We start from the raw sequence: 15,349 nt of genomic DNA, 5'->3' as shown, positions 1-15,349 counted from the left end.
GCGCTCGGCGAGCGGTTCAGCGCCGACCGCGCTCGAGGTACCGCATCAGGTTCGCCGCGGACTGCTCGAGCTGCCCGTCGCCGTCGATGACGTCGCGCAGATCGTCCGGTTCGCAGGGCCGCCGGTCGGCGAGGTGGGCGATGTCGAGGAAGTGGGGGGCGACGCCGGTGCGGCGGTACGCCGCGAGCTTGTGGTGGCCGTCGATGAGGAACGCGGCGCAGTCCTGCTCGTCGCCGGGCGGTTCGGAGCGCAGCAGGACCGAGAGCGGCCGGTCGCCGCGACTGATCGCATCGGCGTACATCCCGACCGTGGCGTCGTTCGGCGGCGGCCAGCTGTCGGTGGGGATCACCGCCGTCCCCTCGGTGCCGATCGGCTCGTACGGGTACCACCAGGCGGAGCGGTTCTCCCCGAACGGCTCGATGTGCACGTTCGCGTCCGGCCAGCGCCGGACCCCGTACGCGCCGGGCTGGAGGAGCTTGAGGATCGGTTCGGCCAACTCGACGGGGTCGTCGTCGCGGTCGTCCCCGCGGAGCCGTTCGCGCATGCCGCGCAGGCTTTCGCGGTGGCGGGCGTCGCGGGTGCGGATCGCGAACCGGTCGATCGACCCGGAGCCGGTGTACCCCTCGACGATCAGCGGCCGCCACCCGACCCTGAGGGCGCTGGCGCCGTCGTGCCCTCCCACGGCCAGGGTTCCGTCACCGTCGTCGACCTCGACGACCTCGTATCCGAGCGACTGGGCCAGCCGCATGATCATGTCGAGTCTCCGTCCTACCGCGGGTGCCGCCGGCGTCGCCCGCCGTGCGGCCCGCGACCACCCTAGTACCCCGAAACCAGTGCGCCGAAAACCGCTCGGCACCGCTCCGCCCGGTTTTTCCGGGACCCCGCCGCGCCCGCTCCGCACTTACACTCGGTAGTAACATCCCCACCGCTTGGAGGGCCGATCGTTGGCCGACCCCCCGCAGTACCCCGTGTACCCCTATCCGCAGCCGTACTACCCGGCCGCGCCGTGGCCTCCCGGGCCGCCGCGGCGGCCGGGCCTGACGACGGCCGCGGTGGTCCTGATGTGGATCCTCTTCGGCCTCGGCCTGTTCAGCGGGCTCGGTTCGGCGTTCGTCCTGGTGTTCCGCCGGGAGCTGTTCGCGGAGGCGGTCCCGGGCCTGGCGGACTGGATCCCGCTGGTGCTGCTGGTGACGCTCGTGCAGACGGCCCTGTTCGCGGCGCTGCGCGGCCTGTTCGCGGTGCGCATCATGCGGCGGAGCGCCTCGGCGCGCACCGGCGCGCTGGCGTTGGAGGGCGTGAGCATCGGCTACCAGGTCATTGCGCAGGTGCTGCTGTTCTCGGCGATGGTGCCCGTCGAGCCCGGGCGGTCGGTCTCGTTCCAGTTCGACTGCACGGGGATCATCCTGTCGATCCTGATCCTGTGCTTCCTCGGTTCGGCGCGCTCGGCGCGGTGGTGCGACCGCTGAGGGACGGTGCGTCGCCCGCAGTGGCGGGGACACTCTATGGTGGGCCCCGAAAGTGAGGGTTGCTCCGTGACCAAGTTGAACCAGATCATCGCGATCGAGAAGAGCGTCAAGGCGAAGGCCGCCCGCGCGCTCGGCGACGCCGGACGCGAGCTCGGCAAGGCGCCGCTGCTGTCGGGCATCTCCCGGACCTACCAGCCGAAGGACGAGGAGGGCGAGCAGCTGCCGCCCGAGTCGACGAAGGTGCAGCGGCGGGTCGAGGAGCAGCTTCGCGAGGTCTCCGCGGCGATGACGCGCCTGTTCGACGTCACCGCCACCAAGGATCGCACCAACGCGATCGCGACCGCCGACATCACGGTCGACGGCGAGGCCCTGGCCGCCGACGTCCCCGTCACCTACCTGCTGTTCCTCGAGAAGCAGCTCGGGGAGCTCCAGGCGTTCGTGAAGTCCCTCCCGGTGCTGGACGCGGCCGAGTCGTGGACGTTCAACGAGGCCGCGGACTGCTACGCGACCGACCCGGTGCGGACGGTCCGCACGAAGAAGGTCCCGCGCAACCACGTGAAGGCCGAGGCGACCGAGGAGCACCCGGCGCAGGTCGAGGTCTACTACGAGGACATCCCGGTCGGCTACTGGACGACGGTGAAGTTCTCGGGTTCGGCTCCCGCCAAGCGCGTCGCGCAGCTCTCGGACCGGTTGGAGAAGCTGCTGATCGCGGTGAAGTTCGCGCGTGAGGAGGCCAACGGGACCGAGGTCGTCGACGAGCAGATGGGCGCGAGGATCTTCGGATACCTGCTCGGCGAGTAGGACACAGACCCCCCTGTTGAGCGACAGGGGTTGGCGCGCAAGCGCCGAACAACGCTGAAACTGAGATTCAGTCCGAGTAGACGGCGGGAACACTTGGGGATACGAGTCCCCTGCGGAATTTAGCCCCGCAGCCGATGGGCACACGTTCTCCGCCAAAACTGAGACTCTCGCTCCAGCTTCAGCATTCGCCACGCCGCGCGGTACCGCGAGTAGCTCTATAGGTCATCGAAGTTGGAGGTTCGAATCCTCCCCGCCGCACCACATGCGGCGGTAGTTCAATGGTAGAGCGCGATGCTAGCAGCAGCCTCAACGGCTACCGGCAAGGTACGCAGCGGCGACTATGTGGCACATGGCGGCCCGGTGTCGAGGTCAACGACCCGGGCCGCACCTCTCCCGGCGCGGGCCCGACATAATGGTCGGCATGGACGACAACAGAAAGGGCGATGCCGCGTAGGCCGCCCGCGCGAGTGCGCGCACCGCGGGACCGCCGTCTCCCCCGGGAGTGGAGAAGGCGCCCCACCCCCAGAATCCCCGGCGCCTCGGGCGCCCTGCAGCCGCGGTGGTACGGCTCGAACTGGCCGACGCCGGATTCATCCCCGGCGATATCGCCGACGCGTTCCTGAGATGGAAGCGCACCGTCCACCTTCCTTCGAAACGACTCCGCACCGGAGGCGCGAGGATCGGCGACTGCTGCGAAAACTGCCCACCGCAACCGGGCCGCGAGACACTGGAGCTGGCACTCCACCGGCTGCCGAAGCGGTCGGCCCGCGAATTGCGACACCTCCTGGCTCCGCTCGACGCCGAGCTCATGCGGCGGACCATACCGCTGCCGCGCGAACCCGGGAGTCCATGGTGGACATATCGCGGTTGACCGGGCGCGGCGAACGATACTGACCGCCGACGACCGACCCGACCAGCGACCGACTCATGATCCCGCCCCCGGGCGCGTTCGCGCTCCGGGGCCGGGGCAGGCCGGAACCGCCGGGTAAGGCTGTCCCTACCAGTGAAATGCCTGCTCGCAGGCTCGAACGAGCGCCCTCTGCGGCCGAGGATTGAAGACATGAACAAGATCTTCAAGCAGCTCGGCGCCGACTCGGCGTACCTGCTCTCCGCGTTTCCCATCGCCCTGCCGGCCTTCGTGATCACCGTCGCCGGCTTCTCGGCCGGCATCGGCACCGCCGTCGTCTGGGTCGGCGTCCCGATCCTGGCCGCGACACTGCTCGCCATGCGGGGCCTGGCCGCCGCGGGCCGGTTCCAGCTCGAATCGGTGCTCGGCGGCCCCGTGGTCCAGCCACGCTACCGACGCGCCCCCGAGGGCGCGTCGGCGCTGCGCCGGTTCCTGACCCCGCTCACCGACGGCCAGTCGTGGCTGAACCTCCTGTGGGGCCTGGTCAACTTCCCGCTCGCCATCGCGGGCTTCGCGGTGGCCCTGTCCTGGTGGGCGGCCACGGTCGCGTCCCTGGTCTATCCCCTGTACGCCTGGGCGATCCGCCGCGCCTCGGGCGACGGCGACGGCCTCGAGTACGCCACCCGCTGGCTCGGCTGGGGCGACTCGTACCTCGCCGTCTCCGCGCTCGCGGTCCTCGGCGGCCTGGTCATGGCCCTGCTGCTCCCGCTGGTGCTGCGCGGCTTCGCACTGACCCAGGCCGGGCTCTCCCGCGGCCTGCTCGCTTCGCTGACGGAAGCGGACCGCCCGCACGGCCCGGTCCGCTCCGCGGCCGCCGACGCCGAGGTCACCCGCGTCCAGGAGCGCCTGTCCGCGGCCTGAACCGCGGTTCCGAAGGGGCGGTCGCGTCGCGCGGCCGCCCTTCGGCGTACGCCCGGGCGGCGCTCTGGACCGGTGATAGGTTGGCCCGCATGGGAGGCCACGCACACCACCACGGCAGCGGCGAGCAGGCGGCGTTCGACTTCGCCGAGGCCGCGCCCCGGTTCCGCGATCGCGCCGACGCCGAGACCGGCAGGTACCGCCGCCTCGCCGCGGCCCTGGCCGACCCGGGCGCACGCGTGGCCGCCGACATCGGGTGCGGGGCCGCGAGCATGGCGTTCGCGCTCGCCGAGACCGTCCCGGGCATCCGGGTGACCGCCGTCGACGCCGAACCGGCGATGCTCGAACTCGTCCAGGAGCTCGCCGCCGAACGCGGGACCCCGATGGCGACCGCCCTCGCGTCGGTCGACGACCCCGAGGCGCTCGCCGCCGCGGTCGGCGGCCCGGCCGACTTCCTGTGGGCGGGGCACGTCATCCACCATGCCGCCGATCCTCAAGCGGCCCTCGGCAACCTGGCCGAGCTGCTGGCGCCGGGCGGGCGGCTCGCCATCGGCGAAGGCGGCCTGGCGGCCCAGTACCTGCCCGCGAACCTGGGCGTCGGCAGGCCCGGCCTGGAGCTGCGGCTCATCGAGGCCGGCACGCGTCGCCTCGCCGACGAACTCGCCGAGCACGGCGGCACGCCCCTCTCCTACGGGTGGAACCTCGCGCTCGAACGGGCCGGGCTCACCGGGGTGCGGACCGTGAACGAGCTCGTCGAGCAGCCGGCGCCGCTCGAAGGCGCCGATCTCGAGCGCGCGATCGCGGCCCTGACCACCAAGGTCGGCTGGTTCGACCGGTACCTGACCGACGAGGACCGCGACGCGTGGGCGCGCCTGCTCGACCGGGACGGCCCCGACTGGCTCGGTCACCGCCGCGACCTCCACCAGATCGGCGTCGACACGGTCTACACGGCCGTCAAACCCGGCTGAGCGCCGGCGCGGGTCACTCCTCGGCGTCGAGCGTCCCCGACTCGATCTCCAACTGGAACAGCCGGTCGAGCGCGGCCAGCCCGTACACGTCGTCCACGCCTTCCGCGCACGCGAAGTCGCTGAGCAGGTCGAACCCGTCGCCGACGCCGAGCCGCCCGAGCCGGTACGCGGCCTCGATCCGCCCGTACCAGTGGAAGCAGGAGTCGACCGCGAGCACCGAGTACGCCTCGATGCCGGCCTCCGGGTCGATCCCGTGCATCGCCTCGGCCGCGTCGATGCCGAGATGGTGGTCCATGACCGCCTCGACGCCCTTCACGATCCGCCAGAGCGCGTCGCGGGCGTCCTCGAGGTTGTCGTCGGCGAGCTGCTCGGCGCAGATGATCCGCAGCCGGGAGGTGACGAGCGGCGCGTTCGCCAGGTGCCGCAGCGCCATCGCCGCGGCGGGCCGGTTGACGCGGCGCAGCGCGTTCGCGGCCGAGTGCCGCACGTACTCGCTGACGCCGTCGTCGGTGACGAGCTGCATGAGCGCGATCGCGGCCTGCCGGGCGGCGCCGTCGGCGAGGGCGCAGGCCGCGTCGAGGCGGTGCTTGTCGCCGACGCCGGGGTCGGTGGCGATCGCTTCGAGGGCCTCGGTGGCGTCGCCGAGGCTGAAGCGGCCCATGTGCTCGGCGGCCTCGAGCCGCACCTCCACGTCCACTTCGGAGGAGACGGCGACGGGCGCGAGGCGCAGCGCCATGTCCTCGCCGCCGAGGTCGACGAGGTCCTGGATGAGCTGGATGCGCAGATCCGAGTCGAGCGTCTCGTCCTTGATGGACGCGACGAGATTGGTCATGGCGCGGTCGCGGCGCTCGGCGTGGCCGCCCGCGGCGGGAGCTTCGGACCGGGCGTCCCAGAACCCCTGGCGGGCCTCGGGGCCGGGCGCCTCGACGGGTCCGACGCGGGCGAGCTGGCGCCGGCGCTGCCACACGCTCGTCGCCCAAGTGGCGGCGATGGCCGGGCCGAGGAGCCCGTACCCCCAGAACCGGTTGATCTCGAGGAGCTCCACTACGGAGACGGGGGCGAGGACGGAGGAGAACCTGAGCGTCCAGAGCCCCATTGCATCGGTGTTCGCCATACGTTGAACCTCGGGTAGAAGCGGTGATCTTTGCTGCCTGAACTTCTCGGTACGGCGCCGCGCGGGGCCCAGGGCACGGGCCCGGATGCAGAGGGCCGGGGCATAAAGCGTAGTCCTCCAATGCGAACCGCGATCGCACAGGGTGTGCGACGGGCGCCGGGGGCGGCTTCGGCGGCGCCGTCACCGAATCGACGCCTGGACCTGCGCATTCGCGGGTGCCACATCGTCGCCCCGTGCCTGTACGATCGGAAGCACCCGGTGGAACCCATCCCCCGTGTCCGGCCCCAGCCCCTGAGAAGACGAGGCGTGTTAGAGCTATGACGTATCCGCCCCCCGGCGGCGAGAACCCGCAGTATCAGCTGCAACCCGAGCCGCAGCAGCCCAGCGACCCCTACGCGCAGGGATACAACACGCCTCCGCCTCCCACGAACTACTACCAGCAGCAGCCCGGTTACTCGCAGCCGCCGCCCCAGTACTCGCAGCCCGGCCCGCCCATGGGCGTCCAGCCGGGCCCGTACCCGACGGCGCCCGGCTCGGTGCTGCCGCCGCCGATCCCGCCGGCCAAGCAGGGCGGCAACCTCGGCGTGATCCTCGCGGTCGTGGTCGGCCTCGTCGTCGTCCTCGGCGTCGCGGCGGTCCTCCTCATCCCGACGCTGACCGAGGACGACGAGGACCCGCAGGCGGGCGAGGGCGACGACACGAGCACCAGCGAATCCGAGGAGCCCGCCCCGTCCGAGGAGCCCTCGACCGAACCGACCGAGGAGGAGAGCACCGACGGGGGCGACTCCGGCGCCACCCTCGAAGGGTGGGGCACGCCGGTCAGCTCCGAGTCGTTCGACGCGAACACCCCTGAGGGCGCGGCCCTCACTTACCGCCTCGCGTCCGACACGGACGACGACGCGGCGCTCCAGTCGGTCGTGTGCGCGAGCCCGAGCGACAACATGGAGTTCGACGTCGAATGGGAGCTCGAGTACGACGGCGGCGACTACGGGTTCCTCCTGTGGAGCATGTCGAAGGAGGAGAACGGCGAGACCAAGGTCTGGGCCGGCTGGACCCTCGACGACCTGCCGCCGGACTCCGAGGACGACCTCTCTTCCGGCTACACCTTCACCGCGGTCGAGGAAGACGGCGCCTGGAAGCTCTGCGACGTCGAGTACTGACGCGCTAGCGAACCGGAACATCACGCGGGGCGGCTCCCGATGGGGGCCGCCCCGCGCTGTGTTCTGCCGCCGCGGGCCGGTCGGATTCCGGGACACCGGCGCATGCGTCGGCACCTGGTCGGACGGCACCGCTTCATCTGCGGATTCGCGATCTCCCGACGAGTTATCCACAGGCCGAAAAGAAGTTCTCGACACTGAGTGGCCGATCGGCGACTGTTGGTATATGACGCAGACACCGATGTACCGCACCGCTACGGCGACCTTGACCGATCCGTTCACCGAGAGCCGCCTGCCCGACCCCGGCGAAGACCTGCTCCTGCGCTTCGAGACGGTCTTCGAATCCGACTTCAGCCAGGTCGCCACGGGCCGCACCGCGGCCTGGATCCACGGCTTCGACGTCCTCCCACCGGGAGCCGACCAGCGCGAATGGCCGGTCGAGAGCTCCTCCGACCCGCCGCTGGCGGACATCACGGTGGTCGACGGACTCCCGGTGACCACCCTCGCGCGCACCCTGGTCGACTGCGCCGCCGATCTGCCGCGGCTCGAAGCGGTCGCTGCCGCCGACCAGATCCTGCGCGCCGGCGTCGATGCCCACCGCCTCGCGGACGCCCTCGAGCCGCTGCACGGCGAGCGGCTGCGCCGCGCGAACGCCGCCCTCCTGGCCGCGGACCCTCGCTCCGAATCGCCGATGGAGTCCTGGACCCGCTGCCTCATCGGCGACGCGGGCCTGCCGGCGCCGGTCCCCCAGCTCCGCGTGCGCGCACCGAACGGCAGGTCGCGCCACCTCGACCTCGGCTGGGAGCGGTGGCGGATCGGCGTCGAATACGACGGGATGGCCACCCACCTCGGCCTCACGGCGGAGACCGGCGTCCGGCGCCGCCACCACCTGCTCCAGACCCTCGGCTGGGAGGTAGAAGTCCTGACCGCCTCGGATGTGATGGAACACCCGCGGCCGTGGCTGACCAGACTCCGCGACCTCCTGCTCGAGAAGGGATGGGACCCCAGCGCCCACGAACTCCACGACATCAACGCACGCATCGAGGCGGTGTCGACGGCACTGAAGCAATAACGCGCGAGAGCACCGCGGCGGGAGGGGAAGGCGCCGCCCACTCCGCCGGCACCGACCATCGAAGCAGGCTTTTCGAACCAGAGGAAAGGAGCACCGCAGAGCGGAACCGGGGAACAAGGTCCCGCAGCGGAGCTGAATGCCCCGACGGAGAGGGCCCGCGATCAGGGCGCCGGAGGCGGCCCGGGGACGAGGACGCGAGCGAGGCCGCAACGGCAAGGGGATGAGCGCTCAGAGCGGCGGGTGAGCCCGCAGAACGAGGGTGAGCAGGGCACGGGGACCGCGGGCAGCGGAGCCGCAAAGGGGCGGAGGGTGGTCGCGGCCGCCGCCAAGGCGGGCGAGGGCGGGTGGGGTGGGGGCGGGGGGGGGGAGGCCCCCGGGGGGTGATTTCGACCCGGGGCGGACCGGCGCCGTCCATGGGTTGAAAACGAGGACCGGCGCGCGGGCGCGGGCGGGCTAGGATCGGGTGCGAGCATTGTTCGAAGGGAAACGGGGAGCGCACGTGGCTGGAGGGACCTTCAGCGGGTTCGCGCGCCCGGCGGAGCCCACGCCGCAGGAAATCACCGAGTGGGCGCTCGACCCGTACTCGACGGCCCCCGAAGGGCGCCAGTGGGACCTCACCCTCGCCACCGACGAGCTCGTCGACACCTGGCTGGACCTCGCGGGCGACGCGACCTGCCCGAAGCGGTCGTTCGCACTGCACGTCCTCTACATCTACGCCGCCGACGCCGTCCGCACCAAGTTCCGCGTCCACCCGCGCAAGCACCTCGACCGCCTCCTCGAGAAGGCGTCCGAGTCGCGGGACCAGTATGTTGGACTATGGGCAGCCAACACCCGAGCGCTCATCCGCCAGCCGGACCTGTTCGACTACCACGAATGGTGCAACGGCGGGCTGGTGCGACGGCCGCGGCGGCTCGACCCCGGCCCGACGAGAAGATGAGAAGCCATGGCACCGCTTGAAGAGACCCCGAGCGCATGAACCGGCCCGACCCGAACCTGCGCATGTCGAACGCCGAGCGCGAGGCCGTCATCGCCCGCCTCCACGCCGCCACCGAAGAAGGCCGCCTCGACCTCCACGAGTTCGCCGAGCGCTCAGGGAAGGCGTACGAGGCCCGCACCTACGCCGAAGTCGAGCACCTCCTCGCCGACCTCCCCGAGCCCACCGGCGCGCTGGCCGTCCCGCCCGCCGCCGCGGCCCCCGCGACGCCGCCCGGCGCGCCCGCCGAGATGCGCCTCGCCCCGAAGGCGTCGCACCTGGAGCGCAAGGGCGACTGGGTGGTCCCGCCGAAGCTGGTCATCGACGCCAAGGCGAGCTCCGTGAAGCTCGACTGCCGCCACGCGGTGATCCGCTCCGGCACCATCGACGTCGACCTCAACCTCGTCGCGTCCTCGCTCGAAGTGGTCCTTCCGAAGAACGCCTTTGCGACGGACGACAACACGGACGTCATGGCGAGTTCGGTCTCGAATCACGCCCCCTACAAGGGAGGGACGGGCATCCGCTTCACCTTCTCGGGCAAGGCCAAGGCGAGTTCCGTGACGTTCCGCCACGAGCGGCGATTCCTCTGGTGGCGCTGGTAGACCGCTCCCGCGGAAACGTGGAATTCACTGAATGGACGGCCGCTGAAACGTCCAATGTAACGGCGCCATAACAGTCATGCCGGATCGCCTCGATCTGCTCCGACGAGGGTTTACAACCGAACGTTCCTCGCAATAGGCTCTTTTCCGTGCGCCGCGACCACGGCAAGTGACCTTGCCCTGGAGGACCCCAGTCACCCTCGCGGTGCGCACCCCCTTGAGAGGAGCTCATCGCATGGGATCTCCGTCCCTAGACACAGCGCGCCGCGATCCGCGGCGCGCGAGAGCAGGAACCAGAGCCGCAGCCGCGGCAGCCGTCGTCCCACTGGCGGTCGCCGCGCTCACCACGGCCGCGGCCGGTCCGGCCGCGGCCGAGTCGTCCCTGCCCGAGATCGCCGCGCAGTACTTCAAGGAGGCCCCCGGCCCCATCGAGTACGAGGACGGCTACTACATCGTCCAGCTGGCCGCCGACCCCATCGCCACCTATGACGGCGGCGTCTCCGGACTCGACGCGACCACGCCCGACGCGGGCGAGACGATCGACTTCGAAGCCGCCGCGGTCGAGGAGTACGGCGACTTCCTCGCCGAGGAGCGCGCCGACGTCATCGCCGACTTCGGGGTCGAGCCCCTGGTCGAGTACGACACCGTCCTGAACGGATTCGCCGCGGAGCTCACCGGCGAGGAGGCCCGGGAGCTCGCCGCCAGCGACGAGGTCCTGTCGGTCGTCCCGGACGTGATCTACCAGCCGACCGGCGCGGTCGACACCACCGGCTTCATGGACCTCTCGGGCGGCGACGGCGCCTGGGAGGAGGAGTTCGGCTCCCCCAAGCGCGCCGGTGAAGGCGTGATCGTCGGCGTCCTGGACACCGGCATCTGGCCCGAGAACCCGGCCCTGGCGCCGCTGTCCGACCCGCGCGACCAGGACATCATCGACGCCAAGTGGAACGGCGAGTGCGTCACCGGCGTCGACGAGGACCCGGCCGGCAACATCGAGTGCAACAACAAGCTCATCGGCGCCCGGTACTACGACTCGCGCGGCATGGCCGCCGACGGCTACGCCTCCCCGCGCGACGAGGACGGCCACGGCACCCACACCGCGACGACCGCCGCGGGCAACTACAAGACCAAGGTCGTCGTCGACGGCGAGAAGATCGGCACGTTCTCCGGCATGGCCCCGGCCGCCCGCGTCGCGGCCTACAAGGTCTGCTGGGGCGGCTGCGCCTCGGCCGACATCAACAAGGCCATCGAGGACGCGGTGCGCGACGGCGTCGACGTCATCAACTTCTCGATCGGCTCGACCGGCACCCCCGAGTTCCTCGACTCGACCGCGTGGGCGTTCCGCGCCGCCGCGCAGGCCGGCGTGTTCGTCGCCGCCAGCGCCGGCAACGACGGTCCGACCTCGACGGTCGACCACCAGGAGCCGTGGACGACGACCGTCGCGGCGTCGTCGCACGACCAGACCTTCCGCACCGAGCTGGAGTTCGGTCGCACGGAGATCGAGGTCGCGGGTCTCGTCGGCGAGGCCGAGTGGCCCGTGAAGCTGGCGGTGGACGCCGCCTTCGACGACGCCGACCCGGCCGCCGCGGCGACCTGCAACGCCGACACGCTGGACCCCGCGAAGACCGAGGGGTACGCGATCGTCTGCGTGCGGGGGAACACGTTCACCGACAACGCGAACCGCGTCTTCGCGGCGGGCGGCGTCGCCATGATCGTGGTCGACCAGTTCGAGCGCGGTCCGGCGAACGTCGTGACCTCGCAGGCGGTCCCGGTACTGCACGTGTCCTATGCGGACGGTCAGGAGCTGGCCGAGTGGATCGCGTCGCAGAGCGACCCCGAGGTGGAGGTCGAGACCGCTGAGCTGGAGGACCAGAACGCGCCGGTGATGGCGGCGTTCTCGTCGAACGGTCCGGGGCTCGCGTCGGGTCAGGACCTGCTCAAGCCGGACATCACGGCGCCCGGCGTCGAGGTCCTGGCGGGTATCACCCCTGACAACCACGCGGGCAACGACTTCGCGACCGCGCAGGGCACGTCGATGGCGAGCCCGCACGTCGCGGGCCTGGCGGCGCTGATGGTGTCGGCGCACCCGGACTGGTCGCCGATGGCGATCAAGTCGGCCATGATGACGACGTCGTACCAGACCGACCAGGACGGGAACCCGATCCAGCGCGGCGGTGCGGACGCGACGCCGTTCGACTTCGGCGCCGGCCACGTGGACGGCGCGGACATGTTCGATCCGGGCCTGGTGTACGACTCGGACGTGACCGACTGGGTGCAGTTCGTCTGCGGTACCGATGAGGCGTACAAGATCCAGTCGACCTGCGACATCTTCGGTTCGATCGAGCCGTCGCAGCTGAACTACCCGTCGATCACGGTCGCGGACCTGACCGGCGTGTACGAGGTGACCCGGACGGTCACGAACGTGTCGGACAAGAAGTCGACCTACAAGGCCGAGATCGAGGCCCCGGCGGGCTTCGACGTGGCGATCGACAAGTCGAGCCTGACGCTGCGGCCGGGCGAGTCGGCGTCGTACACGCTGACGTTCACCCGCACGGATGCGGCGTTCGGCGAGTGGTCGTTCGGCGGCATCACGTGGGTGGAGAAGAAGAACGGCCGCACGGTGCACGAGGTGTTCTCGCCGATCGTGCTGGAGGCGTCGCAGCTGTCGGCGGCCGAGTCGGTGACGTTCGCGGGCACTTCGGGTTCCGGGGAGCTCTCGGGCACGTCGGGCTTCGACGGGACGCTCGGTGTCGCGGTCACGGGCCTGACGGCCTCGGAGGTCGCGGCCGAGACCATCGCCGGGCCGGCCCCGGCGGGCTGGTCGTTCCCGACCGACGCCCCGGTCGAGAACGCGCATGTGGTCTCGCACGAGTTCACGACGCCGGCCGATGCGGCGGAGGTGCGGTTCGCGACCTTCGACGACGACTACGCGCCTGCGACGGACCTCGACCTGTTCGTCTACGAGAAGACCGGCGACACGTTGACGTTCGTCGGCTACTCGGCGGCGGGCGGTTCGAACGAGACGGTGACGCTTCCGGGCGGCCACACGTTCGTGGTCTTCGTGGACTACTTCGCGGGTCCGGGTCCGCTCGAGTCGCGCCTGCACTCGTGGGTGGTCCCGAACGCGGACGCGGAGAACCTCGCCGTGTCCCCGGCCGAGCAGGCGGTCACGACCGCGGGCGAGTACTCGCTGTCGCTGTCGTGGTCGGGTCTGGAAGCGGACTCGCGCTACTTCGGGTTCCTGGGGTACACCTCGGACGGCGAGGTGATCGGCAGGACCGACGTGAGCATCGCGACCTGAGGGCGTTAGCGCCTGAGGGTTCGGACGGGGCGTCCGCCGCATCCGCGGCGGGCGCCCTGTTCGCGTGCCGGGGGTGTCGACTGCGCGGGTTCGACTCGGCGGTTCGGCTGCGGCCTTTCCGCTGCGGCCTGCTCGGCTGCACGTTCTGACCGCGGCGGGCTGGACTGCGCGTTTGCCCGTGGCGGTGGGTTCCCGCGTGGCGGACGCGGATTCGGGTGCAGGGGCCGGGTGTTTGACCGCACCACGTGTTCCCGTTAACATCGAGTCGTCTCAATTCCTCAATTCATGACAAGGTTGGGCCGCAATGACAAGAAAGCGCATACCACTCCTCGCCGCGGCGGTGACGAGCGCCGCCGTGCTCATCGCCGGATCGCCGGCGCTCGCCGATCCCGGGCGCGGCGGCGACGGCCACGGCGGGCGGTCCTGCGACGCCGAAGCGCCCGGCGCGATCGGCGGCGACCTCGGAGCCCACGACCCCGGCCTGTACGCCCCCTGCGAGGACGGCGAGCCCTGGTACGTGTTCGCCACCGGCTGGGGCCCGCTCGGGGACGGCAACATCACCGTCCGCACCTCCACCGACGACGGCGCCACCTGGGCCTACGTGGACACGGTGTGGGACGTCAAGCCCGCGTGGCTGACCGAGGCGGTCCCCGGGGTCGACAACCTCTGGGCGCCCGAGATCGTCGAGGACGACGGCGATTTCTACCTCTACTACTCGGCCTCCACCTTCGGGAACCAGCGCTCGGTCATCGGCCTGGCGACCAACACCACCCTCGACCCGTCCGACCCCGACTACGAGTGGGTCGACCAGGGCCTGGTCTGGGAGTCGAACCCGGGCGACCCGTACAACGCGATCGACCCGACGGTGCTCCAGGCCGGCGGCGACCGCTACATGGCTTTCGGCTCCTGGTGGAGCGGCATCTACATGCTCGAGCTCGACTGGCCCTCGGGGAAGGCGGCGAGCGGGGCCGACCCGGTCCACGTCGCCGGCCGCGGCGGCGCCGGCATCGAGGCGCCCGCGCTCGTGAAGCACGGCCGCTACTACTACCTCTTCACCTCGTGGGACGTCTGCTGCGCCGGGGCTGACTCGACGTACAACATCCGCGTCGGCCGCTCGACCTCCCCGACCGGGCCGTTCACGGACCGCAGCGGCGTCGCGCTCACCGAGGGCGGCGGCACGCTCGTCCTCGGCGCCCACGGCGACTACGTGGCGACCGGCGGCCAGTCGATCCACAACGGGCTCATGGCCTACCACTCGTACCACGAGGACGGTCACTTCGATCTGGGCATCGAGGAGATCCAGTGGAAGGGCGGCTGGCCGGTCCTCGACGGCGTCTAGGACCGGACGCGCAGCCGGGACCCGTCAGACCGGGACGCAGGCGCGGATGGCGTCCAGCGCCGGAAGCACGACCCCTGACGGGTCCACGGCCGTACGGCTCCCGGCGGGTTCCGGAAGGGGCTGAACGGGAACCGGGTGCCGCGCTGGTGGATCCGCGGCACCCGGCCGCTGTCAGCCGCGGCGCCCGGCGTCGCGCTTGAGGCGCATCGCCTGGCCGAGCGCGCCGGCGCCGGCGACCATGAGCGCCCCGAACACCGGCGCCGTGAACTTCGGGTCGAGCGGGGCCTGCGCTGCGCTGAGCAGCATGCCGACGAGGATCGGCCCGATGAGCAGCGCGGCTCCGGCGAGGATGAGGGTGCGGTGCCGCGACCGCTCCTCCTCGGTCATGCCGGGGCGCTGGTGCGGCTGCTGCGGGTTCGGAATGGACACGGCGGTGCTCCGTTCGATTCGGGATCAGGGGCCCCGACTCTCGCGCCGCCCGTCACAGCTCCGTCATCCGTCCGTCCCCGCGAATCGATCGGGCCCGCGGTGCGCACACCGCGGGCCCGCCAGGACACGGTCAGGCGTACGGGTCCTCTTCGGCATCGCGGATGATGCCCCAGATCTCCTCGTCCTCCTCGAGCCAGTCCTTGTGCTCGCCTTCGGCTCCGGTGTCGCCGCCCATGCCGCGGGCGCCGCCGGCTCCGGCGCCGCCCATCATGCCGCCCATGCCCATGCCGCCGCCGGCGCCGCCCATGCCCGCGGCCGTGTTGCCGGCCGCGCCCAGGCCCGTCGCCGAGGCCGCGCCGACCGGGAAC

At 71.4% G+C, this 15,349-nt stretch carries 13 protein-coding genes and 1 pseudogene; 10 read left to right on the top strand and 4 right to left on the bottom strand.

Annotation, left to right across the window (positions count from 1 at the left end; genetic code table 11):
• Positions 1–16 precede the first annotated feature (16 nt).
• Entirely contained in the window at positions 17–754 is a 738-nt protein-coding gene (locus GFD30_RS23565; RefSeq protein WP_153027606.1) for a hypothetical protein, read from the bottom strand.
• A 190-nt stretch (positions 755–944) separates the two neighbouring features.
• On the opposite strand from GFD30_RS23565, the gene GFD30_RS23560 reads away from it, so the two are divergent.
• From GFD30_RS23560 to GFD30_RS23545, 4 genes are all read left to right on the top strand, one after another.
• Positions 945–1,466 (top strand): hypothetical protein, encoded by a 522-nt coding sequence (locus GFD30_RS23560; protein ID WP_153027605.1) that lies wholly within the window; start codon positions 945–947, stop codon positions 1,464–1,466.
• 66 nt (positions 1,467–1,532) lie between these two features.
• Entirely contained in the window at positions 1,533–2,267 is a 735-nt protein-coding gene (locus GFD30_RS23555; protein ID WP_322633554.1) for a DUF7873 family protein, read from the top strand.
• Between the two features lie 1,060 nt (positions 2,268–3,327).
• Positions 3,328–4,035 carry a sensor domain-containing protein gene (locus GFD30_RS23550; RefSeq protein ID WP_153027603.1) on the top strand — a complete coding sequence of 236 codons (708 nt, stop codon included), beginning with the start codon at positions 3,328–3,330 and terminating at the stop codon, positions 4,033–4,035.
• An 89-nt stretch (positions 4,036–4,124) separates the two neighbouring features.
• On the top strand, positions 4,125–5,000 hold the full coding sequence (locus GFD30_RS23545; RefSeq protein ID WP_153027602.1) for a class I SAM-dependent methyltransferase: 876 nt from the start codon (positions 4,125–4,127) through the stop codon (positions 4,998–5,000).
• A 13-nt stretch (positions 5,001–5,013) separates the two neighbouring features.
• On the opposite strand, the gene GFD30_RS23540 is transcribed toward GFD30_RS23545, so the two are convergent.
• Entirely contained in the window at positions 5,014–6,114 is a 1,101-nt protein-coding gene (locus GFD30_RS23540; RefSeq protein ID WP_153027601.1) for a hypothetical protein, read from the bottom strand.
• 317 nt (positions 6,115–6,431) lie between these two features.
• Here GFD30_RS23540 and GFD30_RS23535 point away from each other — a divergent pair, with 317 nt between their 5' ends.
• From GFD30_RS23535 to GFD30_RS23510, 6 genes are all read left to right on the top strand, one after another.
• Entirely contained in the window at positions 6,432–7,274 is an 843-nt protein-coding gene (locus tag GFD30_RS23535) for a hypothetical protein (protein ID WP_153027600.1), read from the top strand.
• 223 nt (positions 7,275–7,497) lie between these two features.
• Positions 7,498–8,343: a hypothetical protein gene (locus GFD30_RS23530; protein ID WP_153027599.1), complete on the top strand. Its 846-nt coding sequence runs from the start codon at positions 7,498–7,500 to the stop codon at positions 8,341–8,343.
• Positions 8,344–8,842: 499 nt separating this feature from the next.
• Positions 8,843–9,280 (top strand): hypothetical protein, encoded by a 438-nt coding sequence (locus GFD30_RS23525; protein WP_227996960.1) that lies wholly within the window; start codon positions 8,843–8,845, stop codon positions 9,278–9,280.
• Positions 9,281–9,315: 35 nt separating this feature from the next.
• Entirely contained in the window at positions 9,316–9,918 is a 603-nt protein-coding gene (locus tag GFD30_RS23520) for a DUF1707 SHOCT-like domain-containing protein (RefSeq protein WP_153027598.1), read from the top strand.
• Between the two features lie 232 nt (positions 9,919–10,150).
• Entirely contained in the window at positions 10,151–13,213 is a 3,063-nt protein-coding gene (locus GFD30_RS23515) for a S8 family serine peptidase (protein WP_153027597.1), read from the top strand.
• A gap of 304 nt (positions 13,214–13,517) precedes the next feature.
• Positions 13,518–14,552 (top strand): arabinan endo-1,5-alpha-L-arabinosidase, encoded by a 1,035-nt coding sequence (locus tag GFD30_RS23510; RefSeq protein WP_153027596.1) that lies wholly within the window; start codon positions 13,518–13,520, stop codon positions 14,550–14,552.
• 171 nt (positions 14,553–14,723) lie between these two features.
• Here GFD30_RS23510 and GFD30_RS23505 read toward each other — a convergent pair whose 3' ends face one another.
• Both GFD30_RS23505 and GFD30_RS26445 read right to left on the bottom strand, forming a co-directional pair.
• A complete protein-coding gene (locus tag GFD30_RS23505; RefSeq protein ID WP_153027595.1) occupies positions 14,724–14,981 on the bottom strand; it encodes a hypothetical protein in 258 nt (85 codons plus the stop codon).
• 130 nt (positions 14,982–15,111) lie between these two features.
• A pseudogene (locus GFD30_RS26445) lies at positions 15,112–15,349 on the bottom strand (hypothetical protein); the annotation flags it as partial.

The sequence above is a fragment of the Glycomyces albidus genome (assembly GCF_009451885.1).
GTDB lineage: Bacteria > Actinomycetota > Actinomycetes > Mycobacteriales > Micromonosporaceae > Glycomyces > Glycomyces albidus.
Note: the sequence above shows the minus strand (reverse complement) of the source record. Positions and strands in the feature narration are given on the sequence as shown.

What these genes read in the sequence shown, in the direction of transcription:
- GFD30_RS23535 (WP_153027600.1), top strand. Translation starts at nt 6,432, where the DNA reads ATGACGTATCCGCCCCCCGGCGGCGAGAACCCGCAGTATCAGCTGCAA.
- GFD30_RS23545 (WP_153027602.1), top strand. Translation starts at nt 4,125, where the DNA reads ATGGGAGGCCACGCACACCACCACGGCAGCGGCGAGCAGGCGGCGTTC.
- GFD30_RS23550 (WP_153027603.1), top strand. Translation starts at nt 3,328, where the DNA reads ATGAACAAGATCTTCAAGCAGCTCGGCGCCGACTCGGCGTACCTGCTC.
- GFD30_RS23510 (WP_153027596.1), top strand. Translation starts at nt 13,518, where the DNA reads ATGACAAGAAAGCGCATACCACTCCTCGCCGCGGCGGTGACGAGCGCC.
- GFD30_RS23565 (WP_153027606.1), bottom strand. Translation starts at nt 754, where the DNA reads ATGATCATGCGGCTGGCCCAGTCGCTCGGATACGAGGTCGTCGAGGTC.
- GFD30_RS23515 (WP_153027597.1), top strand. Translation starts at nt 10,151, where the DNA reads ATGGGATCTCCGTCCCTAGACACAGCGCGCCGCGATCCGCGGCGCGCG.
- GFD30_RS23530 (WP_153027599.1), top strand. Translation starts at nt 7,498, where the DNA reads ATGACGCAGACACCGATGTACCGCACCGCTACGGCGACCTTGACCGAT.
- GFD30_RS23540 (WP_153027601.1), bottom strand. Translation starts at nt 6,114, where the DNA reads ATGGCGAACACCGATGCAATGGGGCTCTGGACGCTCAGGTTCTCCTCC.
- GFD30_RS23520 (WP_153027598.1), top strand. Translation starts at nt 9,316, where the DNA reads ATGAACCGGCCCGACCCGAACCTGCGCATGTCGAACGCCGAGCGCGAG.